The 21,196-nt window shown below is 74.7% G+C and carries 20 protein-coding genes; 7 read left to right on the forward strand and 13 right to left on the reverse strand.

All coding sequences use genetic code 11. From position 1 onward, the window contains the following. The first annotated feature begins 13 nt into the window (after window positions 1–13). The 4 genes from ACGFZL_RS01870 to era all read left to right on the forward strand — a co-directional run bounded on the left by ACGFZL_RS01870 (window position 14) and on the right by era (window position 2,831). Entirely contained in the window at window positions 14–901 is an 888-nt protein-coding gene (locus ACGFZL_RS01870; RefSeq protein WP_393688291.1) for a helix-turn-helix transcriptional regulator, read from the forward strand. A gap of 31 nt (window positions 902–932) precedes the next feature. Beyond that, a complete protein-coding gene (locus ACGFZL_RS01875) occupies window positions 933–1,286 on the forward strand; it encodes a cytidine deaminase (protein ID WP_393688293.1) in 354 nt (117 codons plus the stop codon). A gap of 38 nt (window positions 1,287–1,324) precedes the next feature. After that, entirely contained in the window at window positions 1,325–1,798 is a 474-nt protein-coding gene (locus ACGFZL_RS01880; protein WP_393688295.1) for a hypothetical protein, read from the forward strand. Window positions 1,799–1,877: 79 nt separating this feature from the next. Beyond that, window positions 1,878–2,831, forward strand: a complete 954-nt coding sequence (gene era / locus ACGFZL_RS01885; protein WP_355166139.1) for a GTPase Era — start codon at window positions 1,878–1,880, stop codon at window positions 2,829–2,831. Between the two features lie 21 nt (window positions 2,832–2,852). On the opposite strand, the gene ACGFZL_RS01890 is transcribed toward era, so the two are convergent. Next, window positions 2,853–4,031, reverse strand: coding sequence for a carbohydrate kinase family protein (locus tag ACGFZL_RS01890; RefSeq protein ID WP_393688297.1), 1,179 nt, complete (start codon window positions 4,029–4,031; stop codon window positions 2,853–2,855). An 82-nt stretch (window positions 4,032–4,113) separates the two neighbouring features. Then, complete coding sequence (locus tag ACGFZL_RS01895) at window positions 4,114–5,418, reverse strand: glucarate dehydratase family protein (protein WP_393688299.1); 1,305 nt, start codon at window positions 5,416–5,418, stop codon at window positions 4,114–4,116. A gap of 233 nt (window positions 5,419–5,651) precedes the next feature. On the opposite strand from ACGFZL_RS01895, the gene ACGFZL_RS01900 reads away from it, so the two are divergent. Continuing rightward, window positions 5,652–6,989, forward strand: coding sequence for an MFS transporter (locus tag ACGFZL_RS01900; protein WP_393688301.1), 1,338 nt, complete (start codon window positions 5,652–5,654; stop codon window positions 6,987–6,989). A 226-nt stretch (window positions 6,990–7,215) separates the two neighbouring features. On the opposite strand, the gene ACGFZL_RS01905 is transcribed toward ACGFZL_RS01900, so the two are convergent. From ACGFZL_RS01905 to hrcA, 9 genes are all read right to left on the reverse strand, one after another. Then, window positions 7,216–8,205, reverse strand: coding sequence for an adenosine deaminase (locus ACGFZL_RS01905; RefSeq protein WP_393688303.1), 990 nt, complete (start codon window positions 8,203–8,205; stop codon window positions 7,216–7,218). A 20-nt stretch (window positions 8,206–8,225) separates the two neighbouring features. Beyond that, complete coding sequence (locus ACGFZL_RS01910) at window positions 8,226–9,131, reverse strand: ribonuclease Z (RefSeq protein WP_393688305.1); 906 nt, start codon at window positions 9,129–9,131, stop codon at window positions 8,226–8,228. A 10-nt stretch (window positions 9,132–9,141) separates the two neighbouring features. Next, complete coding sequence (locus ACGFZL_RS01915) at window positions 9,142–9,507, reverse strand: histidine triad nucleotide-binding protein (protein WP_393688307.1); 366 nt, start codon at window positions 9,505–9,507, stop codon at window positions 9,142–9,144. Between the two features lie 54 nt (window positions 9,508–9,561). Further along, the gene (locus ACGFZL_RS01920; RefSeq protein WP_393688309.1) at window positions 9,562–12,777 is read right to left on the reverse strand and encodes a S41 family peptidase; all 3,216 of its coding nucleotides are present in this window, start codon (window positions 12,775–12,777) and stop codon (window positions 9,562–9,564) included. A gap of 74 nt (window positions 12,778–12,851) precedes the next feature. Beyond that, window positions 12,852–13,385, reverse strand: a complete 534-nt coding sequence (locus tag ACGFZL_RS01925) for a hypothetical protein (RefSeq protein ID WP_393688311.1) — start codon at window positions 13,383–13,385, stop codon at window positions 12,852–12,854. Window positions 13,386–13,458: 73 nt separating this feature from the next. Next, on the reverse strand, window positions 13,459–14,208 hold the full coding sequence (locus ACGFZL_RS01930) for a 16S rRNA (uracil(1498)-N(3))-methyltransferase (protein ID WP_393688313.1): 750 nt from the start codon (window positions 14,206–14,208) through the stop codon (window positions 13,459–13,461). Further along, window positions 14,205–15,287 carry a nitronate monooxygenase gene (locus ACGFZL_RS01935; RefSeq protein ID WP_393688315.1) on the reverse strand — a complete coding sequence of 361 codons (1,083 nt, stop codon included), beginning with the start codon at window positions 15,285–15,287 and terminating at the stop codon, window positions 14,205–14,207. Before ACGFZL_RS01935 ends, ACGFZL_RS01930 begins: the two co-directional genes overlap by 4 nt. A gap of 125 nt (window positions 15,288–15,412) precedes the next feature. Further along, window positions 15,413–16,549: a molecular chaperone DnaJ gene (gene dnaJ / locus ACGFZL_RS01940; RefSeq protein ID WP_355166117.1), complete on the reverse strand. Its 1,137-nt coding sequence runs from the start codon at window positions 16,547–16,549 to the stop codon at window positions 15,413–15,415. Beyond that, window positions 16,550–17,566, reverse strand: coding sequence for a heat-inducible transcriptional repressor HrcA (gene hrcA / locus ACGFZL_RS01945; RefSeq protein WP_393688317.1), 1,017 nt, complete (start codon window positions 17,564–17,566; stop codon window positions 16,550–16,552). It lies immediately after the preceding gene. Window positions 17,567–17,700: 134 nt separating this feature from the next. Between hrcA and ACGFZL_RS01950 the strand changes: the two genes are divergently transcribed. Both ACGFZL_RS01950 and ACGFZL_RS01955 read left to right on the forward strand, forming a co-directional pair. Continuing rightward, on the forward strand, window positions 17,701–18,426 hold the full coding sequence (locus ACGFZL_RS01950; RefSeq protein WP_393688319.1) for an MBL fold metallo-hydrolase: 726 nt from the start codon (window positions 17,701–17,703) through the stop codon (window positions 18,424–18,426). Window positions 18,427–18,460: 34 nt separating this feature from the next. Then, complete coding sequence (locus tag ACGFZL_RS01955) at window positions 18,461–19,270, forward strand: DUF3097 domain-containing protein (RefSeq protein ID WP_393688322.1); 810 nt, start codon at window positions 18,461–18,463, stop codon at window positions 19,268–19,270. Here the strand turns inward: ACGFZL_RS01955 and ACGFZL_RS01960 are convergent. Then, window positions 19,248–19,826 carry a Uma2 family endonuclease gene (locus tag ACGFZL_RS01960; protein ID WP_393688324.1) on the reverse strand — a complete coding sequence of 193 codons (579 nt, stop codon included), beginning with the start codon at window positions 19,824–19,826 and terminating at the stop codon, window positions 19,248–19,250. The two genes, ACGFZL_RS01955 and ACGFZL_RS01960, sit on opposite strands and share 23 nt — an antisense overlap. Window positions 19,827–19,926: 100 nt before the next feature. Next, window positions 19,927–21,159: a radical SAM family heme chaperone HemW gene (gene hemW / locus ACGFZL_RS01965; protein ID WP_393688326.1), complete on the reverse strand. Its 1,233-nt coding sequence runs from the start codon at window positions 21,157–21,159 to the stop codon at window positions 19,927–19,929. Between the last annotated feature and the right edge of the window lie 37 nt (window positions 21,160–21,196).

The following is a 21,196-nucleotide window of genomic DNA, read 5'->3' on the forward strand; positions in this document are numbered from 1 at the left end:
GGGGGGACCCACCGTGCCGGACGTGGTCGAACGCACCGGGAGGCAGGCGCAACGCCGCAGCGAGCTGCGGGAGTTCCTGATGAACCGGCGGGCGCGGGTCTCCCCCGGCGAGGCGGGCCTGCCGGACGGCGGGGCGCGGCGCCGGACGCCGGGGCTGCGGCGCGAGGAGGTCGCGGTGCTCGCGGGCGTCGGCGCCTCCTGGTACCAGTGGCTCGAGCAGGGGCGGGACATCTCCGTCTCGCCGCAGGTCCTGGACTCGGTGGCGCGGGTGCTGCGGCTCAGCCACACCGAGCGCCGCCATCTGTACGTGCTGGCCGGGCTGAACCCGCCGGTGCCCGAGGCGGAGCCCGAGCCGCGGGACATGTGCGAGGGGCTGCACCGGCTGATCGACACCTGGATGCCGTATCCGGCGCACATCATGGACCGCTACTACAACTGCGTGGCCTTCAACGAGGCGGCGGCGGCGGTGCTCGGCATCAGCCGGGACAACAGCTGGAACTGCCTGGTCGACTTCTTCACCGACCCGCTGTACCGGGCCCGTTCGCAGAGCTGGGAGCGCAACGCCCGTACGGTGGTGGCCCAGTTCCGGGCGGCCTGCGCGGCCGACCCCGGTGACGAGGGTTACCAGGCGGTCCTCGCGCAGGTGCGGGAGGCGAGCGAGGAGTTCGTACGGCTCTGGGCCGAGCGGGACATCGAGGACGCGGGGCAGATCCGCAAGGAGCTGCAACACCCGCTGGTCGGGCTGCTGTGCGTGGAGTCGACGGCGCTGAAGGTGCCGGCCCGCCCCGACCTGACGATCGTGCTGCACACGCCGCTCGACGAGGCGAACACGGCGGCCAAACTGGAGTGGCTGGCGTCCCCGGAGGGGCGGCGCGGGGCGATGTACCCGGTGGCCGGCTGAGCGTCCCGGCGGACTTTCGTATGCTCGGCCCATGACCGACACCTCCGCCCTCGACCCCGAGGACCGCAAGCTCGTCACCCTGGCCCGCTCGGCCCGCGCCCGCAACGGCGTCCCGGAGGGCGCGGCCGTCCGCGACGAGACGGGCCGCACGTACGTCGCCGGCACGGTGGCCCTGCCCTCGCTCGCGCTCAGCGCCCTGCGCACGGCGGTGGCGATGGCGGTGGCGTCCGGCGCGACGTCCCTGGAGGCGGCGGCGGTGGTGAGCGGGGCGGAGTCGGCGCCGGCCGAGGACCTCTCGGCGGTCGCGGACCTGGGCGGCGCGGGCACGCCGGTGCTGCTCGCCTCGCCGGACGGCACGGTCCGTGCCACGGTGGACGCGGGCTGACGTCCCCCCGGCGGCCCGTCGTGGAAGGAGCCGCCCCGATGACCCGCCTCCCCCGCTTCGGCACGGCCCTGACGGCCGCCACCGTCGCCTGCCTCGCGCTGACCGGGCTCGCCCCCGCGCGGGCCGTCGCCCCGCAGTCGGCGACGATCACCGCCGACTGCGACCGCTTCGGCCGGGTCGCGGGCACGCTCACCGCGACGCAGTCCGGCACCTCGGCGACGCTCACGCTGCGCGCCCCCGGGATCAAGGCGCCGATCGGGCTGGCCCGGGACTCGGTCGCCTCCACGCTCACGCTGACACGGGCCGGCGGCGGCACGGTCGCCTTCACCGGCCGGCGCAACGCCGCCGCGGCGCGGGGCGCGGCGGTGACGATCGGGCCGCTGACCGGCCGGGTGGCCCGGGGCGACCGCCTGGAGGCGTACGGCGGGTCGCTGCGGATGACGCTGTTCGGGATCACCCTGACCTGCCGGGCGGCGGGCCGGCAGGCGCCGGGGCCGTTCGTCTTCGCGTAGAACGGGTCCGCTTCGCGGCGAACGCCTCCGCGGCAGGGGGCGTCTCTGCGACCTCCGGGGATCAGGGACAATGGGCGCCATGAGCGTGCGCACCCAGTCATCCGAAGACCCGGCCGAGGCCGTCCACCGGGCCGGCTTCGCCTGCTTCGTGGGCCGTCCCAACGCGGGCAAGTCCACCCTCACGAACGCTCTGGTCGGGCAGAAGGTGGCGATCACCTCCAACCGCCCGCAGACCACCCGGCACACCGTGCGGGGCATCGTGCACCGCCCCGAGGCCCAGCTGATCCTGGTGGACACCCCGGGGCTGCACAAGCCGCGCACGCTGCTCGGCGAGCGGCTGAACGACGTGGTGCGCACCACATGGGCCGAGGTCGACGTGATCGGCTTCTGCCTGCCGGCCAACGAGAAGCTGGGCCCCGGCGACCGCTTCATCGCCAAGGAGCTGGCCGGGATCAAGAAGACCCCGAAGGTGGCCATCGTCACCAAGACGGACCTGGTCGACGGCAAGACGCTCGCCGAGCAGCTGATCGCGATCGACCGGCTCGGCGAGGAGCTGGGCATCACCTGGGCGGAGATCGTCCCGGTGTCGGCCACCGCGAACAAGCAGGTCGACCTGCTCGCCGACCTGCTCGCCCCGCTGCTCCCGGAGGGCCCCGCCCTCTACCCGGAGGGCGACCTGACCGACGAGCCCGAGCAGGTGATGATCGCGGAGCTGATCCGCGAGGCCGCCCTGGAGGGCGTCCGGGACGAGCTGCCGCACTCCATCGCGGTGGTGGTGGAGGAGATGCTCCCGCGCGAGGACCGCCCGGCGGACAAGCCGCTCCTCGACATCCACGCCAACGTCTTCATCGAGCGCCCCAGCCAGAAGGGGATCATCATCGGCCCCAAGGGCAAGCGCCTGAAGGACGTCGGCATCAAGTCCCGCAAGCAGATCGAGGCGCTGCTGGGGACCCCGGTCTTCCTCGACCTGCATGTGAAGGTCGCGAAGGACTGGCAGCGCGACCCCAAGCAGCTGCGGCGACTGGGGTTCTGAGCCTCCGAGGGGCCGCGGGCCTCACGCCGGGCGGCGGAAGCCGATGGTGGGGACCGCGCGTCTGAGGGGCCAGGGGCGGGCCGGTTCGTCGGGGACCAGGGCGGCCAGGAAGGCGTAGCGGCGCAGGGCGAGGGGGTCCTGGTCGGTCAGGGAGCGGACCTTGCGCCACCAGGTGGCGATCTCCGACCAGCCCGGCGCCGACAGCGAGCCGCCGAACTCCTGCACGGAGAGGGCGGCGGTCAGCCCGGCGAAGGCGAGGCGGTCGGCGAGCGGCCAGCCGGCCAGCGTGCCGGTGACGAAGCCGGCCACGAACACGTCCCCGGCGCCGGTCGGGTCCAGGGCCTCCACCGCGATGGCCGGCACCTCGGCGCTCTCCCCCGTGCGCCGGTCCACCGCGTACGCGCCCTCCGCGCCGAGGGTGACCACGGCGAGCGGCACGTGCGCGGTCAGGGCGTGCGCGGCGGCGCGCGGGCAGTCGGCGCCGGTGTAGCGCATCGCCTCCTCGGCGTTGGGCAGGAACGCCTCGCAGTGCGCGAGGTCGGTCAGCCCGGCCAGGTCCCAGGCGCCGGTGTCGTCCCAGCCGACGTCGGCGAAGACGCGGGTGCCCTCGGCGGCGGCCTGGGCGATCCAGGGGGCGGGGGCGCCGGGCGTGAGGGAGGCGACGGCCGCGCGGGCGCGGGGCGGGCAGTCGGGGGCCGGTTCCTCGGGGGGCGGCTCGTGGCCGTGGGAGACCATCGTGCGCTCCCCCTCGTACGCCATGGAGACGGTGACCGGCGAGTGCCAGCCGGGGACGGTGCGCGAGGGGGTGAGGTCGATGCCCTCGCCGTGGGCGAGCGCGTCCCAGCAGTAGTCGCCGTAGTGGTCGTCGCCGAAGGCGGCGGCCAGCGAGGTGCGCAGGCCGAGCCGGGCGAGGGCGGTCGCCATGTTGGCGACGCCGCCGGGGCTGGAGCCCATGCCCCGGGCCCAGGACTCGGTGCCGCGCACCGGGGCGGAGTCGAGGCCGGTGAAGACGACGTCGAGGAAGACCGTGCCGGTCAGGTACACGTCCCAGGGCGGGTCGCCGGGGGCGCGCCGGGCGGCGAGGGGGTCGACGTGCGGGTGGCGGCCGTCGCGGTGCGCGCCCTCGCCCTGGCTGTGGCGGTGCGTGCGCTCGTCCTCGGTGTGGCGGTGCGTGCGCTCGTCGGCGGGCAAGGACGACATGGTGCGCTCCCTGGCGTGGTGCGGTTCCCGCCAGTGTGCCAAATCGCGCCGGTGATCCGGCGGCATATGCTCCCGGGGGCCCTCACCAGCGCGGCACGGCCGGCGTCACCCACCCCGGGTCCGCCACCCGCATCGCCGCCGCGTCGTCGCGGTCCCGCAGCGCGCCGTCGTCCGCCAGCCACCGCCGGTGCAGGAACGCGAGCCGCTCCCGGTCGAGTTCGACGCCGAGCCCGGGCGCGTCGGACACGGCCACCGCGCCGCCCTGGAAGGCGAGCCGTTCGGTGAGGACGTCCTCGGACTGCCAGGGGTAGTGCGTGTCGCAGGCGTGGCGCAGGTCGGGGACGGTCGCGGCGACGTGGGTCATCGCGGCGAGGCTGATGCCCAGGTGGGTGTTGGAGTGCATCGACACCCCGACCCCGAAGGCCCGGCAGACGGCGGCCAGTTGCCGGGTGGCGTGCAGCCCGCCCCAGTAGTGGTGGTCGGAGAGGACGATCTGCACGGCGCCGGTGCGGAACGCCTCGGGGATCTCCTCGAACGTCGTCACGCACATGTTGGTCGCCAGCGGCACCCCGGCCCGCGCCGCGACCTCGGCCATCGCCGGGGTGCCGAGCGCGGGGTCCTCCAGGTACTCCAGGACGCCGGCCAGCTCGGCGGCGACCTTCAGCGAGGTCGGCACCGACCAGGCGCCGTTGGGGTCGAGGCGCAGCGGGCGGCCGGGGAACGCCTCGGCGAGGGCGCGGACGGCGGCGACCTCCTGCTCGGGCGGGAAGACGCCGCCCTTGAGCTTGAACGACGTGAAACCGTACCGCTCGGCGAACCGCCGGGCCTGCGCGACCACCCCGGCCGGGTCGAGCGCGGCACCCCAGTCGTCCGGCTCGGCGGGGACGCCGGCGGGGTGGGCGGCCCACTTGTAGAACAGGTACGCGCTGTACTCGACCGCGTCGCGCACCTTGCCGCCGAGCAGCGCGTGCACGGGCAGGCCGAGCGCCTTGCCGAGGGCGTCGAGGCAGGCGACCTCGAAGCCGGAGACGACGGACGCGCGCAGCTTGCCGGCGCTCAGCGCACCGCGCAGCCCGCCGACGTCGACGCGCCCGCTGACCCGGGAGGCGTCCACGGCCACCGCGTCGGCGACGGCGGTCAGGCCGTTCACGTCACTGACCTGACGCCCCACCAGACGGGCGGCGAGGGGGCGGGCCGGTTCCAGATACCTGGTGTCCCCGTAGGTCTCGCCGACGCCGGTGGTGCCGTCGGCGGTGACGACCTCGATGATCAGGCGCGGGGTGTAGGGCTGGTGCACGCCCTGGGTGTTGAGCAGCGGCGGGTCGGCGACCAGGACCGGGGTCAGCCGTACGTCCGTGATCGTCAGGTCGCGCGCCGCGCCGCTCATGGCTGTCATCTCCGTACATAGCCGTCGTTCACGTATGAGTACAAACGCAGCTGCCTACCCGGCCAGGCATACTCCAAACGCATATGTGACGCGGAACACGCACCCCACCCGCGCGTGACCCTCCCCACGCTTGATACAAATTGCCCGCGCGATCCTGTCCGTCGACGGTCGTCGCCCCTCCCCCCACTTTCCTGACTCCTCATGAGTCCCTTTCGCATGCCCTGGGACCGCCCGTGCTCGCCCCCCGCCCCACCACTCCCTGGCCCCTCGTCGCCCTTTTCACGGCCGGGTATCTGCCGCCGTACCTGCTGCCGACCACCGTCGGCCGGCTCGGCACCGGCCTCTCCCTCACCGCCACCCAGGCGGGCGCCGTCGGCAGCGCGCTGCTGCTGAGTTCGGCGACCGCGGGCTTCCTGCTGGCCGCCCGGGTGGAGCGGGCCGGCGCCCGCTCCCTGGCCCGGCTCGGCCTCACCCTGGCCGTGCTCGGCTACGGCACCGCCGCGCTGACCTCCACCGTGTGGGCCGTCGTCGCCGGCGCGGTGCTCGGCGGCCTCGGCTCGGGCACGGCCTGCACGGTCGCCGCCACCCGGATCGCCGCCGAGCGCGACCCGCACCGGGCCTCCACGGCGGGGCTGCTGAGCGTGTCGGCGCTGGCCGGCGCGGTGTACCTGACGGTCCCGCACCTCGGTCCCGGGCACGGCCTGCCGTTGGCGGCCATCGCCCTCACCGCGCTCGCGGTGTGGCCGCTGACCGGCCGGCTGCCCGGCGCGGACGCCGGCGCCGCGCCCCGGCACGGGGAGGTGAACGCCCCGCTCCCCCATCGCCGTTCGGGCGTCGTACTGGCCGCCTCGGTGGCCTGCTGGTCCCTCGCGCAGAACTCCCTGTGGGGCGTCAGCGGCCGGATCGGGCTGACCCAGGCGCACCTCGGCGACGCGGCCCTCGGCGCGGTCTTCGCCGTCGCGCTGGGCGCGGGGCTGGTGGGCGTCCTCGGCGCCGGCGCGCTCGGGGCGCGGCTCGGGCGGGCGGTGCCGGTGGGTGCCGGGACGGTGCTCATCGCCGGGTGCATAGCGGTCAGCGCGTCGGCGACGACGCCGGCCGGGTTCGCGGGCGGGGAGATCGCCTGGAACACGGTGTACCCGGTGGTGCTGTCCTACCTGATCGGCCTCGCCGCCTCGCTCGACCCGCGGGGTCGGTGGGCGGTGCTGGTCGGCTCGGCGTCCGCACTGGGCACGGCGGCGGGGCCGCTGGCGGGGAGTGTGCTGGCGGCGCGAGTCGGCTTCGCCGGGATGGGGGTGCTGCTGGGGGTCGGGCTGCTGGTGGTCGCGGTGCCGATGACCGCGGTCGCGGTGCACGCGGGTGGGCGGGCGCTGCTGCCGGGTGCGGTGCGGCGCCGCGGGGGTACGCCGGCGGCCCTGGTTGCCGCGGCCACGGGCGCGCCCAGCGGCGCAGTGCCGGAGGTCGGCGCGCCGGAGCAGCCGGTGGTGGAGATCGAGGTGGAGGCCGCGGCGGTGCAGGTTCAGGGCGCGTACGGTACGGCCGGGCCGGCTCAGGCGACGGCCAACGCGGGCTAGAGGGGCGTTGCGGGGGGGGGCGTCGCGCAGCTCGGCGCGCCGAGGTGCCGCTGCGCCCACCCGTGCCGCCCCAGCGGCACGACTGCCCGCAGCTACGCGGGCGGGGTGGGCGGGTGCGGCGCGACTGCCCGCAGCTGGGAGCGGGCGGGAGTGCATGCCCCAGGGGCGCGGGGAACTGCGCGACCGGCCACGACGCTCCCGCAGCCGACGAACCGGCCGCAGCCGTTCAGAAGGTGTACGCCTCCACCTCGGCCAGGTACCTCGCCCGGAGGGCCTCGTCGTCGTCCAGGAACGCCGCGTGGAACGAGTTGCGGGCCAGCTCGCGCAGCCGGTCGTCGCCCAGGCCCAGTGCCTCACGCACCGCGTCGAAGTTGTCGCCCGCATAGCCCCCGAAGTACGCCGGGTCGTCGGAATTCACCGTGCACAACAGCCCCGCGTCCAGCATGGCCGGCAGCGGATGGTCGCCGAGGGACTCGACCGTGCGCAACCGGACGTTGGACAGCGGGCATAGGGTCAGCGGAACCCGGTCCCGGACCAGCCGCGCCACCAGCTCCGGGTCCTCCACGCACCGCAGCCCGTGGTCGATCCGCTCGACGCCGAGGACGTCCAGCGCCTCCGCGATGTACGCCGGCGGCCCCTCCTCCCCCGCGTGCGCGACGCGCCGCAGGCCGAGCGCGGCGGCGGCCTCGTAGACCTCGCGGAACTTGGCCGGCGGGTGCCCGACCTCGGCGGAGTCCAGGCCGACCCCGGTGATGCGGTCCAGGTAGGGGCGGGCGGCGTCCAGGGTCTCCAGCGCGGAGGCGGCCGACTCGTCGCGCAGGAAGCACATGATCAGGCGGGTCGTCACCCCGTGCCGCGTCTCGCTCGCGCCGAGCGCCCGCCACAGGCCCTCGACCACCGTGCCCATGCCCACGCCCCGGGCGAGGTGCGCCTGCGGGTCGAAGAAGATCTCCGCGTGCCGCACGCCCTGCGCGGCGGCGCGGGCCAGGTAGGCGTCGGCGAGGTCGGCGAAGTCCTGCTCGGTGCGCAGGACGGCCATCAGCTCGTAGTACAGGTCGAGGAAGGACTGGAGGTCGGCGAAGCGGTACGCCTCGCGGAGGGCGTCCGTGTCCGCCCAGGGCAGGCCGATCCCGTTCCGGGCGGCCAGCGCGAACGCCAGCTCCGGTTCCAGGGTGCCTTCGATGTGCAGGTGCAGCTCGGCTTTGGGGAGGGGCATCAGAGCATGGTACGGCCGTGTCACCGACGTTTCGGAACCGGGACGCGCATGAGGTCGCGGGCCACGGTCAGCTCGCCGGCGTAACCGGCCGCGCGGGCCTGGCGCTCGAACTCCTCGGGCTCCGAGTAGCGCTGGCTGAAGTGGGTGAGGACCAGGTGCCGTACGCCCGCGTCGCGGGCCACCCGCGCGGCCTGGCCGGCGGTCAGGTGGCCGTGGTCCGTGGCGAGGGACTCGTCCTCGTCCAGGAAGGTCGACTCGATGACCAGCAGGTCGCAGCCCTCGGCGAGCGCGTGGACGCCGTCGCAGAGCCGGGTGTCCATGACGAACGCGAACCGCTGGCCCCGGCGCACCTCGCTGACCTCGTCCAGCGTCACGCCGTCCAGGACGCCCTCGCGCTGGAGGCGGCCCACGTCCGGGCCCGCGATGCCGTGCGCGGCGAGGCGGTCGGGCAGCATGCGGCGGCCGTCGGGCTCGGTGAGCCGGTAGCCGTAGGACTCCACCGGGTGGGAGAGGCGGCGGGCGTCCAGGGTGTAGGCGGGGGTGGTGGCCAGCGGGCCGTCGGCGTCGACCGGCGCCTCGGTGAGGGCGACCGTCTCGCGGTAGGCGGTGGCGTAGCGCAGGCGGTCGAAGAAGCGCTGGCCCGAGCGCGGGTAGTGCGCGGTGACCGGGTGCGGGACCCGGTCGAGGTTGATGCGCTGGATGACGCCGGCCAGGCCGAGGGAGTGGTCGCCGTGGAAGTGGGTGACGCAGAGGCGGTTCAGGTCGTGGGCGGCGACCCCGGCGCGCAGCATCTGGCGCTGCGTGCCCTCGCCGGGGTCGAACAGGATGCCCTCGCCGTCCCAGCGCAGCAGATAGCCGTTGTGGTTGCGGTGCCGGGTCGGGACCTGGCTGGCGGTGCCGAGGACCACCAGTTCACGTGCGGACATCCGGAGCCGCTCAGCCGGGGGGCCACTGGAGGCCGCGGCCTCCGATGACGTGCGCGTGGGCGTGCCAGACGGTCTGGCCCGCCCCCGCGCCGGTGTTGAAGACGGTGCGGTAGCTGTCCAGCTGCTCCTGCTCGGCGACGGCCGCCGTCTCGCGCAGCACGTCGGCGGTGAGCGCCGGGTCGGCGGCGGCGAGCGCGGCGGCGTCCTTGTGGTGGGCCTTCGGGATCACCAGGACGTGGGTGGGCGCCTGCGGGTTGATGTCCCGGAAGGCGACGGTGGTCTCCGTCTCGCGGACGAGCGTCGCCGGGATCTCGCCCGCGACGATCTTGCAGAACAGGCAGTCGTCCTGCGGCTGTCCCGTGGTGTCCCCGCTCATAGGGGCCTCCTCACGCCGGTGATCTTCTGACCCGCATCGTATCCACCGGGTCGGTCAGGGCGCGGCCGGCGGGTCGGGCAGGGCGGGCGGGGTCTTGGCCGGGGTCTCCTCCAGGGCGGCCAGCGCGAGGCGGATCGCCTCGTCCAGCTGGGGGTCGCGCCCTGCCGCGTGGTCCTGCGGGCGCTGCGGGACCTCCACGTCCGGGTCGACGCCGTGGTTCTCCACGCCCCAGCCGTACCCCTCCAGCCAGAAGGCGTACTTCGGCTGGGTGATCAGCGTGCCGTCGACCAGCCGGTAGCGGCTGTCGATGCCGATGACCCCGCCCCAGGTGCGGGTGCCGACGACCGGGCCGATGCCGAGCGCCTTGATCGCGGCGTTGACGATGTCGCCGTCGGAGCCGGAGAACTCGTTGGCGACGGCGACCACCGGGCCGCGCGGCGCGTCCTGCGGGTAGCTGGTGGGGCGCATGCCGCGCGGCAGGTCCCAGCCGACGATCCGCCGGGCCAGCTTCTCCACCACCAGCTGGGAGGTGTGGCCGCCGCGGTTCTCGCGGACGTCGACGACGAGGCCCTCCCGGGTGACCTCGACGCGCAGGTCCCGGTGGAGCTGGGCCCACCCGGAGCCGACCATGTCGGGCACGTGCAGGTAGCCGAGCCGGCCGCCGGACTTCTCCTGGACGTAGGCGCGGCGGTCGGCGACCCAGGCGTGGTAGCGCAGCGGTTCCTCGTCGGCGAGCGGGACGACGACGGCGTGCCGGACGTCGCCGCCGCCGGCCGGGGAGACGGTCAGCTCGACGGGCTTGCCCGCGGTGCCGACGAGCAGCGGGCCCGGGCCGGTGACCGGGTCGACGGGCTGCCCGGCGACGGCCACTATGGCGTCGCCCGCGCGGATCGCGACGCCGGGTGCGGCGAGCGGGGAGCGGGCGTCGGGGTCGGAGGTCTCCGAGGGCAGTACCCGGGCGACCCGCCAGGTGCCGTCCTCGTCGCGGGTGAGGTCGGCGCCGAGCAGGCCCTGCCGGGTGGCCGCGTGCCGGCCGCCGCGTGGGGTGACGTAGGCGTGCGAGGTGCCCAGCTCGCCGTGCACCTCCCAGAGCAGGTCGACCAGGTCGTCGTGGGTGGCGAGGCGGTCCAGGACCGGGCGGTAGCGGTCGAGTACGGCGTCCCAGTCGACGCCGTTCATGTCGGCGCGCCAGAAGTTGTCCCGCATGATGCGGCCGGTCTCGTCGAACATCTGGCGCCACTCGGCGGCCGGGTCGACGGTCTGCCGGATCCGGCCCAGGTCGACGGTGATGTTGGTGTCGCTGTCCTCGTCGCCGGAGGCCCGCCGGTCGCTGGGCACGACCTTCAGGCGGTGGTCGGTCCAGAGCAGCACCCGCTTGCCGTCGCCGCTGACCTCGAAGTGGTCGGCGTCGCCGGCCAGGTGCTCGGTGCGGTGCTGGGCGAGGTCGTAGCGCTCCAGCTCGGTGTGCGGGTCGGGGTCCTCGGGGTTGGCGCGGGAGGCGCCGAGCACGCCGACGACGGGATGGCGCAGCCACAGCACGCCGTCCTTGGCGGCGCGCAGCGAGGAGTAGCGGGCGGCCTCCACCGGGAAGGGCACGATCCGGTCGGCCAGTCCCTCCAGGTCGACGCGGGTGCCGGGGACGCCCTCGCCGTCGGGGGTCTCCTCGCGGTCCGGCGTCTCGAAGGGGCGGCCGTGGCGCTGCGGGCCGAACGGCGAGGGCGTGGTGGCGGCCAGCGTGATCAGGTAGGGGCGGGCGCCCTCCACGAAGGCCAGGTCGAAGACGTGCTCGTCGTAGACCGGGTCGAAGGAGCGGGTGGAGAGGAAGGCCAGGTGCTTGCCGTCCAGGGTGAAGGCCGGCGAGTAGTCCTTGAAGCGCAGCGGGGTGGCCTCGGTGACCGACAGGTCGGTGGTGTTGGCCAGCTTGAGCTGGCGCAGCGGCTCGGGTCCGGGGTGGGACCAGGCGAGCCAGGCGGAGTCCGGGGAGAAGACCAGCCCTGAGGCGTCGCCGTCGGCGCTGCGGTCCACCTCGCGGACCTCGCCGGTCTCCCGCTCGACCAGCAGCACCCGCCCGTCGTGCGAGGCGACGGCGGCCCGGCCGCCGTCGGGGGCCACGGCCAGGGACAGGACGCGGCCGAGCTGACCGGCGCCCAGGCGGCGCGGGGTGGCGCCCGGGGCGAGGCCGGTGGCGGGCGCGAACTCCAGGGCGTCGTCGCCCTCGGCGTCCGTCACCCACACCACCCACTCCTCGCCGCCGGAGCGGAAGGCGCGCGGCAGCCGGGCCCGTACGCCGGGGCGGGCGGCAAGGGCGCGGGCAGGACCGGAGCGGTGGGTCACCCAGTGCACGCCGCCGCGCACCGAGACGGCGCTGCCGCGCCCGGTGTGGTCGGGCGAGGCGGCGCCGAACCAGCGGGCGGCGTTGAGCGGGGACACCCGGAGGTCGGCGCGCGCACCGCCGAGCCGGATGTCGAGGCGGCGCGGCTCGGCGCCGGCCAGGTCGTCCAGGACCCACAGCTCGCCGGCGCTGGAGTAGACGACCCGCGTGCCGTCGGTCGCGGCGTGCCGGGCGTAGAAGCCGCCGAGCGGGGTGTGCCGGCGCAGGTCGGTGCCGTCGGCGAGGGAGGAGTACAGGGCGCCGGTGCCCTCGTGGTCGGAGAGGAAGGCGATCCGCTCCCCGACCCAGAACGGGTACTCGATGTTGCCGTCGAGGTCCTCGTGCAGCCGGACGAACTCGCCGTCGTCCTCGGCGTCGATCCACAGCTTGCCGGCGGTGCCGCCCCGGTACCGCTTCCACCAGGCGGCCTCGCGGCCCATCGGCGCGGAGAGCAGCACGGTGTGCGGGCCGAACGCCACGTCGCCGACGGGCCCGTACGGCAGGGTGTCGGCGGGGCCGCCGTCCAGCGGGACGGCGCGGGCGAGGCTGCGGCGCAGGCTGGCCTCCCCGTACGTGCTCAGCGAGAGCACCCGCCCGTCCGGGGTCCAGCCGCGCACCTGGGTCTTGGCGCTGCCCCAGTGGGTGAGGCGCCGGGCGGGGCCCCCGTCGACGGGGGCGAGGTGCACCTCGGGGGCGCCGTCGCGGGTGGAGGTCCAGGCGAGGGTGGTGCCGTCGGGCGAGAAGCGGGGGTGGTTCACCGGCACGTTGTCGGCGCTGACCCGCCAGGCCCGGCCGCCGTCGAGCGGGGCGACCCAGACATCGTCCTCGGCGGTGAAGGCGACCAACTCGCCGTGCGGGTGCGGAAAACGGAGGTAGGCAGGCGCCGCGGGGTGTGTCACCCCCTCACCCTAAGCAGGAGCGGGGCCTCGCCGACAGGGGTTTGGATCACTTCCCCGGGGGGCTCGGGGGCGCTCTACTTTCCCTCGACCGGGCGGCAGTGCGGGTCCTCGGGGCACCAGATGGTGCGGGTGACGGTGACCGTGGGGCCGGGACCCTGCCCGCCGCCGCTGCCGCCGGGCGGGGCGCTGGTGGCGTCGCAGTCGCCGAGGCCCGACACCCGCAGCCGCTCCTTGCCGCCCACCTTCGCGACGAGCAGGCCGCGCACGCAGGCGCGGTCGACCACGCGGGTCACCTGGCCGTCCACCGCGATGTCCCGGCCGTCCCGGGTCTCGCCCCGGCACTCGACGGAGGCGACGTCCGCCGGGGTGGCCGAGGCACTCCCGCCCCGGTCGCCGACCGAGGCGGTGCAGGTGAGCCGCTCCACGTCGATCTGGCGCCGGTCCAGCTCGCGGGTCATGGTCTGGTCCGTGGTGTACGCCACCGTCGCGGAGTTGAGCCCACCCGGATCGCAGGCGGCCACACCGACGACGGCCACCGCCGCCCCGACGGCGGCGAGCACCGCCCGGCGCGTCCGGCCGCCCTGACGAACCCCCCGGAACACCCGCATGAAGGGCAGAGTCCCACGGGGCGGCGCCGGGCGGTAGGGCGCATACGGCCACGCGCCCCCGGGCGTAAGGGAGTCAGGACCAGCGGCCGGTGCGGGTCAGCAGGGCCGCTGCGGCGGCGGTGCCGGCGGTGGAGGTGCGCAGCACGCTGGGGCCGAGCCGGTACGGCCTGGCGCCGGCCTCGGCGAAGAGGGCCAACTCCTCAGGGGAGACGCCCCCTTCGGGCCCGACGACCAGCACGATGTCGCCGTCGACGGGCAGTTCGGCGGTGGCCAGCGGTTCCTCACCGCTCTCGTGGAGTACGGCGGCGAAGTCGGCGCCGGCCAGAAGTGCGGCGACCTGCTTGCCCGTCGCCGCGTCCGCGACCTCCGGGAAGCGCGTCCGGCGGGACTGCTTGCCGGCCTCGCGGGCCGTGGCCCGCCACTTGCCGAGCGCCTTCAGGCCCCGGTCGCCCCGCCACTGCGTGACGCACCGGGCGGCCTGCCAGGGCACGATCGCGTCGACCCCGACCTCGGTCATCGTCTCGACGGCCAGCTCCCCGCGGTCGCCCTTGGGCAGCGCCTGGACGACGGTGAGCCGGGGCCGGGCGACGGGCTCCTCGTGGACGGTGTCCAGGCCGGTGACGAGGAGCCGGTCCTTGCCCTCGGCGCCCCGCACCGCGCCCTCGGCCCAGTGGCCGCGCCCGTCGGTGAGGACGACCGCCTCGCCGGCCCGCAGCCGCTTCACGGAGACCGCGTGCCGGCCCTCGGGGCCGTCCAGGGCGTACTCCCCGCCCTTGACGTCCTCGGGGGCGAGCGAGTCGACCACGAACACCGGTGCCGTCATCGGCCGGTACCTCCCGCGAAACGTGACAACGCTGTCCCGGCGGCGGCGAGTTCGGCCGCGAGGACCTCCACCAGCTGGCCGGCCGGCAGCTCCCTGACCATCCGGTGCCCCTGGCCCGCCCACAGCGCCATGCCCTGCGCGTCGCCCGCCTTCGCGGCGGCCTGGCGCAGCGGCGCGGTGAGGTGGTGCACCTCCGGGTAGGCGGCGGGGGCGTACGGGCCGTGCTCGCGCAGGAAGCGGTTGACCAGGCCGCGGGCGGGGCGGCCGGAGAAGGCGCGGGTCAGCTCGGTGCGGACGAACAGGGGGTTGGTCAGGGCCCGCTTGTGCAGGTCGTGGGCGCCGGACTCGGGGGTGGCGAGGAAGGCGGTGCCGAGCTGCGCGGCACTGGCGCCGGCCGCGAGCACGGCGGCGATCTGGGCGCCCCGCATCAGTCCGCCGGCGGCGACCAGGGGCAGGGCGACGGCCTCCCGGCACTGCCCGACCAGCGCGAGCAGGCCGATCCCGGCGCGGTCGGTCTCCGGATTGTCCCGGTGGGTGCCCTGGTGGCCGCCGGCCTCCACGCCCTGCACGACCACGGCGTCCGCGCCGGCCGCCTCCACCGCGCGGGCCTCGTCGGGGGTGGTCGCGGTGACCAGCACGAAGGTGCCGGCCCGGTGCAGGGCGTCGACGACCTCGCGGGCCGGGACGCCGAAGTGGAACGACACCACCGGCACCGGGTGGTCGAGCAGCACCGCGAGCTTGGGCTCGAAGCCGTCGTCGCGCCCGCTGTCGGGGTCGCCGGGCTCGGTCTCGTACCAGGCGGCCTCGCCGGCCAGCTGGTGGGCGTAGACATCCACGGCGGCGCGGTCGGCGGTCTCCGGCTGCGGCAGGAAGAGGCCCACGCCGAAGGGGCGGGAGGTCAGGCTGCGGAGCTGCTTGATCTCCTGGTACATGCCGTCCGCGGTCTTGTACCCGGCGGCCAGGAACCCGAGCCCCCCGGCCTCCGAGACCGCGGCGGCCAGCGCCGGCACGGAGACGCCGCCGGCCATGGGGGCCTGCACGACCGGGTACGGGAAGAGATCCGTCAGCGCGGAGGACATGACCCGCATGGTGTCACGCCCTCCGCACAAGTCCGAATCCGGGCGTCCGGTGGCATACGCCGGGAGCATCCGCGTTGGTCCGGACTAATCGACGGGGTGTTCCGGAGGTTTGTTCCGAGCGTGCCTCAGCGCCCGTTGAACGCGTCCTTCAGCCGCGAGAACAGACCCTGCTGCCCAGGCTGGAACTGCCCCGTGGGCCGTTCCTCGCCGCGCAGCTTGGCCAGTTCGCGCAGGACGCGCTCCTGCTCCGGGTCCAGCTTGGTCGGGGTGGTGACCTCGACGTGGACGATGAGGTCGCCGCGGCCGCCGCCGCGCAGGTGCGTGACGCCCCTGCCGTGCAGCGGGATCGACTGCCCCGACTGGGTGCCCGGGCGGATGTCGACCTCCTCCATGCCGTCCAGCGTCTCCAGCGGCACCTTCGTGCCGAGGGCCGCCGCCGTCATCGGGATGGTGACCGTGCAGTGCAGGTCGTCGCCGCGGCGCTGGAAGGTGGAGTGCGGCAGCTCGTGGATCTCCACGTACAGGTCGCCGGCGGGGCCGCCACCGGGGCCGACCTCGCCCTCACCCGCGAGCTGGATCCGGGTGCCGTTGTCGACACCGGCCGGGATCTTCACCGTCAGCGTGCGCCGGGAGCGGATGCGGCCGTCGCCGGCGCACTCCGGGCACGGGGTCGGCACGACGGTGCCGAAGCCCTGGCACTGCGGGCAGGGCCGGGAGGTCATGACCTGGCCCAGGAAGGACCGGGTGACCTGGGAGACCTCACCGCGCCCGCGGCACATGTCACACGTCTGCGCGGAGGTGCCGGGGGCGGCGCCCTCGCCGTTGCAGGTGTTGCAGACGACGGCCGTGTCGACCTGGATGTCCTTGGTCGTGCCGAAGGCCGCCTCGTCCAGCTCCACCTCGATGCGGATCATGGCGTCCTGGCCCCGGCGGGTGCGCGAGCGCGGGCCGCGCTGCGAGGCCGTGCCGAAGAAGGCGTCCATGATGTCGGAGAAGTTGCCGAAGCCGCCCGCGCCGAAGCCACCGGCCCCGCCGCCGCCCGCCTGCGAGAGCGGGTCGCCGCCGAGGTCGTAGACCTGCTTCTTCTGCGGGTCCGACAGCACCTCGTAGGCGGCGTTGATCTCCTTGAACCGCTCCTGGGTCTTCGGATCGGGGTTGACGTCCGGGTGCAGCTCGCGGGCGAGCCTCCGGAACGCCTTCTTGATCTCGTCCTGGGAGGCGTCGCGGCGCACGCCGAGTACGGCGTAGTAGTCCGTGGCCACCTATGACTCCGCCAGGATCTGTCCGACGTACCGTGCCACTGCGCGTACCGCTCCCATCGTTCCCGGGTAGTCCATGCGGGTCGGTCCGACCACGCCGAGCTTGGCAACCGCCTCGCCGCCCGAACCGTAGCCCACCGACACGACGGACGTGGAGTTGAGTCCCTCGTGGGCGTTCTCGTGACCGATCCGGACGATCACGCCCGGATCCTTCGCCTCGCCGAGGAGCTTGAGGAGCACGACCTGCTCCTCCAGGGCCTCCAGGACGGGCCGGATCATCAGCGGGAAGTCGTGCCCGAAGCGGGTGAGGTTGGCGGTGCCGCCGACGATCAGCCGCTCCTCGTTCTCCTCGACCAGCGTCTCGAGGAGGGTGGAGAGCACCATGGCGACGGTGCCGCGGTCCTCCGCCTCGAAGGCGTCCGGCAGCTCCTCGACCAGGCCGGGCACATCGGTGAACCGGCGTCCGGCGACCCGGCTGTTCAGCCGGGCCCTGAGGTCGGCCAGCGACGCCTCGCCGAACGGCGCCGGGCAGTCCACCAGGCGCTGCTCGACCCGGCCGGTGTCCGTGATCAGCACGAGCATCAGCCGCGCCGGCGCGAGGGCCAGCAGCTCCACGTGGCGCACGGTCGAGCGGGTCAGCGAGGGGTACTGCACGACGGCGACCTGCCGGGTGAGCTGCGCGAGCAGCCGCACCGTGCGGGCCACGACGTCGTCCAGGTCGACCGCGCCGTCCAGGAAGTTCTGGATGGCACGCCGCTCGGGCCCGGTCATCGGCTTCACGCCGGCCAGCTTGTCCACGAAGAGCCGGTAGCCCTTGTCGGTGGGGATCCGCCCGGCGCTGGTGTGGGGCTGGGCGATGAAGCCCTCCTCCTCGAGGGCCGCCATGTCGTTGCGCACGGTGGCCGGGGAGACGCCGAGGTTGTGCCGCTCGGTGAGGGCCTTGGAGCCGACCGGCTCCTCGGTGCCGACGTAGTCCTGGACGATGGCGCGCAGCACCTTGAGCCTGCGTTCACTGAGCACCGGCGCACACCTCCCGACGTCCTCGGCCTCGACATCCTCCCTGGCACTCGCGATATCCGAGTGCCAGACTTCCCCGGTCAGTGTACGGCCGGGGGGTCGGGCCCGGGCAAGGCCGGGGCGTTAGCGTCGTGCACGTGACGCTCATGTGGGAAGAGGCCGGCTGGGAGCCGCTGGCCGACGGGGTGGGCCGGGTGCGGCTGCCGGAGTGGGACTGCACGGCCGGTCTGGTGGTGGGCGCGGACGCGGCGCTGCTGGTGGACGCCGGGGCGAGCCTCGCCGAGGGCGCCCGGCTGCGGGCCGCCGCCGAGCGGATCGCGGGGCGCCGTGTGACGCATCTCGCGCTGACGCATCCGCACTTCGACCACGTCCTCGGGGCGGCGGCCTTCGCGGGCACGGAGGTGTACGGCGCGGTCGGGGTGGCCGGGGTGCTCGCGGGCGCCCGCGAGGAGCTGCGCGCCGACGCGGTGGCGCACGGCCTGGACGCCGGGGCGGCCGAAGAGGCGGTGGACGCGCTGGTGCCGGTGCGGCACCAGGTGAGCGGCGAGCTGGCGCTCGACCTGGGCGGCGGCCGGCGGGCCGTGCTGGCCGACGCCGGCCCCGGGCACACCGGGCACGACCTCGCGGTGCTGGTGCCGGGCGCGGTGGAGGTGGTGTTCTGCGGCGACCTGGTCGAGGAGTCGGGCGAGCCGCAGGCGGGTCCTGACGCGGTGCCGGCCCGCTGGCCGGCGGCCCTGGACCGGCTCCTGGCCCTCGGCGGCACGGACGCGCGGTACGTGCCGGGGCACGGCGCGGTGGTGGACGCGGCCTTCGTCCGGGCCCAACGGGACGCCCTGGCCGCCCGCTTCGGCGTGTCGGAGTGATCGGGCCCGGCGTGATCCTCGTATCGTCGGCAGAATGCGCCAGTACTCCGCCGACCTGACCCCGCCGTGGAAGAAGCCGCAGGCCGTGCCCGAGGTGCCGGCCGACCCGGGGCTCGTCGTGGAGGAGCCCGGCACCGGCTTCTGCGGCGCGGTGGTCGGCTGCGAGGCCGGCACGGTGACGCTGGAGGACCGCTTCGGCAAGCACCGCGTCTTCCCCATGGAGCCCCGCGCCTTCCTCCTGGAGGGCCGGGTCGTCACCCTGATCCGCCCCGCTTCGGGCCCGGTACGCCCCACCCGCACCGCCTCCGGCTCGGTCGCCGTCCCCGGCGCCCGCGCCCGGGTGGCCAGGGCCGGCCGCATCTACGTCGAGGGCCGGCACGACGCCGAACTGGTCGAGAAGGTGTGGGGCGACGACCTGCGGGTGGAGGGCGTGGTGGTGGAGTATCTGGAGGGCGTGGACGACCTCCCGTCCATCGTCACCGACTTCGCCCCCGCCCCCGACGCCCGCCTCGGCGTCCTCGTCGACCACCTGGTGCCGGGCTCGAAGGAGTGGCGCATCGCCGAGTCGGTCACCAGCGAGCACGCGCTGGTGGTGGGCCACCCCTACATCGACATCTGGGAGGCGGTGAAGCCCTCGGCCCTGGGCATCGAGTCCTGGCCCCGCGTCCCGCGCGGCCAGGACTGGAAGACCGGCGTCTGCGAGGCCCTCGGCTGGCCGCCCAACACCGGCGCCGCCTGGCAGCACATCCTGGGCCGGGTGCGGTCGTACCGGGACCTGGAGCCGGAGCTGCTGGGGCGCGTGGAGGAGCTGATCGACTTCGTCACGGGCGGTGATGGGGCTTGACACCCTTGTACGTACCGAACCTAGTGGTGTCCAGTTCAATGCCCAGAGGCTCTAGAGGCAGCGGCGCCCCGAACCGGGTGACCCGCTGCACCTGGTAGTCGGCAACCTCACCTTGTCCGACCGGCTCCGAGTACAGAACGCACTGAGCCATGATGGGGTCGACGATGAGGTAAGCGGGCACTTCACCAGCGGCGTAGATCAAGCGTTTGACGCCGTAATCCCGGTCCACGCTGGTCTTCGAGACCACTTCGACAACCAGTGTGATCATCTGGGACGGCAGAAGACGCCCCGAGTCGGGGCCGACGCCGACTTCCAGGACCACCAGGTCGGGAACAGGCTCACTGGCCTCATCGACAATGTCGACATCCTGGGTCTGAAGCCGCTCCCACTGCTGGTACGGGAGCTGGTCCATCAATGATGTGACGATCCGGTTGTGCACCAGATCAGGGCTGGCCATCATCACGATTTCTCCCCGAAGTAGCTCCACCTTGAGCCCCTCGGGCGGCTCGAAGCCCGCGAAGAACTCCGCGACTCCACGTTCGTCCACAGCTGTCATCTCCGTGGCCCCTCACATCCGCCGCGTACTGTCGGCAGCAGCCTACGAATCAGGTTAGGGGCCGAACTGGTATTCCGCACGAATTCACCCGCCCGAGTGATCAGTCCACCAGGTCTCTGACCACGGCGTCCGCCAGCAGCCGGCCCCGCAGGGTCAGTACCGCGCGGCCCTGTTCGTACGGGGCGCGTTGGAGCAGGCCGTCCGAGAGGGCGCGGCGGGCGGCTTCCAGGCCGGCCTCGTGGAGCAGGGACAGCGGGGCGCCCTCGCGGAGGCGGAGTTCCAGGAGGATGCGTTCCACCCTGCGGTCCTCGTCCGTGAGGATCTCGCGGCCCGCGCCCGGGGAGCGGCCCTCCGCCAACGCCGCCGCGTAGGCGCCGGGGTGTTTGACGTTCCACCAGCGCACGCCGCCGACGTGGCTGTGCGCGCCGGGGCCCGCGCCCCACCAGTCGGCGCCCCGCCAGTACAGCTCGTTGTGCAGGCAGCGGGCGGCGTCGGAGGTGGCCCAGTTTGAGACCTCGTACCAGTCGAAGCCGGCCGCCGACAGCATCTCCTCGGCGATCAGGTACCGGTCGGCGTGCACGTCGTCGTCGGTCATCGGGACCTCACCGCGGCGGATGCGGCGGGCGAGCTGGGTGCCCTCCTCCACGATCAGCGCGTACGCCGAGACATGGTCGGGGCCCGCGCCGAGGGCCGCCTCCAGGGAGGCCCGCCAGTCGGCGTCGGACTCGCCGGGGGTGCCGTAGATCAGGTCGAGGTTGACGTGGTCGAAGCCGGCCGCGCGGGCCTCGGCGACGCACGCCTCGGGGCGGCCCGGGGTGTGGGTGCGGTCGAGGATCTGCAGGACGTGCGGGCGGGCGCTCTGCATGCCGAAGGAGATCCGGTTGAAGCCGCCCTCGCGCAGCACGGCCAGGTAGGCCGGGTCGACGGACTCGGGGTTGGCCTCCGTGGTGATCTCGGCGTCGGGGGCGAGGCCGAACTCCTCGCGGACCGCGGCCAGCATCGCGACCAGGTCCCCGGCGGCCAGCAGGGTGGGCGTACCGCCGCCGACGAAGACCGTGCGGACCTCGCGCGGGTCGTCGCCGAGCACCTTGCGGGCGAGGCGGACCTCGTCGGCGAGGGTGGCGGCGTAGTTGTCCCGGGAGGCGAGGACGCCGCCGGTGCCGCGCAGCTCGGTGGCGGTGTAGGTGTTGAAGTCGCAGTAGCCGCAGCGGGTCGCGCAGTACGGGACGTGCAGGTAGAAGCCGAGGGGGCGGGCCTCGGCCCCGGCGAGCGCGGACGCGGGCAGCGCGCCGTCGGCGGGGACGGGCTCGCCGTCGGGGAGTGCGGAGGGCATGCGTTCCATTGTCCCGCACCCCGGGGGGAAGGGCGTC

This window comes from Streptomyces sp. NPDC048182, assembly GCF_043202555.1.
In the GTDB taxonomy this organism is placed as follows: domain Bacteria; phylum Actinomycetota; class Actinomycetes; order Streptomycetales; family Streptomycetaceae; genus Streptomyces.

Bases quoted from the DNA above. Each gene is read 5' to 3' on its own strand.
- ACGFZL_RS01935 (WP_393688315.1), bottom strand. From the start codon at position 15,287: ATGTCCTCCGCGCTGACGGATCTCTTCCCGTACCCGGTCGTGCAGGCC.
- era (WP_355166139.1), top strand. From the start codon at position 1,878: ATGAGCGTGCGCACCCAGTCATCCGAAGACCCGGCCGAGGCCGTCCAC.
- ACGFZL_RS01960 (WP_393688324.1), bottom strand. From the start codon at position 19,826: ATGACAGCTGTGGACGAACGTGGAGTCGCGGAGTTCTTCGCGGGCTTC.
- ACGFZL_RS01875 (WP_393688293.1), top strand. From the start codon at position 933: ATGACCGACACCTCCGCCCTCGACCCCGAGGACCGCAAGCTCGTCACC.
- ACGFZL_RS01915 (WP_393688307.1), bottom strand. From the start codon at position 9,507: ATGAGCGGGGACACCACGGGACAGCCGCAGGACGACTGCCTGTTCTGC.
- ACGFZL_RS01910 (WP_393688305.1), bottom strand. From the start codon at position 9,131: ATGTCCGCACGTGAACTGGTGGTCCTCGGCACCGCCAGCCAGGTCCCG.
- ACGFZL_RS01925 (WP_393688311.1), bottom strand. From the start codon at position 13,385: ATGCGGGTGTTCCGGGGGGTTCGTCAGGGCGGCCGGACGCGCCGGGCG.
- ACGFZL_RS01955 (WP_393688322.1), top strand. From the start codon at position 18,461: ATGCGCCAGTACTCCGCCGACCTGACCCCGCCGTGGAAGAAGCCGCAG.
- ACGFZL_RS01930 (WP_393688313.1), bottom strand. From the start codon at position 14,208: ATGACGGCACCGGTGTTCGTGGTCGACTCGCTCGCCCCCGAGGACGTC.
- ACGFZL_RS01890 (WP_393688297.1), bottom strand. From the start codon at position 4,031: ATGTCGTCCTTGCCCGCCGACGAGCGCACGCACCGCCACACCGAGGAC.
- ACGFZL_RS01880 (WP_393688295.1), top strand. From the start codon at position 1,325: ATGACCCGCCTCCCCCGCTTCGGCACGGCCCTGACGGCCGCCACCGTC.
- ACGFZL_RS01905 (WP_393688303.1), bottom strand. From the start codon at position 8,205: ATGCCCCTCCCCAAAGCCGAGCTGCACCTGCACATCGAAGGCACCCTG.
- hemW (WP_393688326.1), bottom strand. From the start codon at position 21,159: ATGCCCTCCGCACTCCCCGACGGCGAGCCCGTCCCCGCCGACGGCGCG.
- ACGFZL_RS01895 (WP_393688299.1), bottom strand. From the start codon at position 5,418: ATGAGCGGCGCGGCGCGCGACCTGACGATCACGGACGTACGGCTGACC.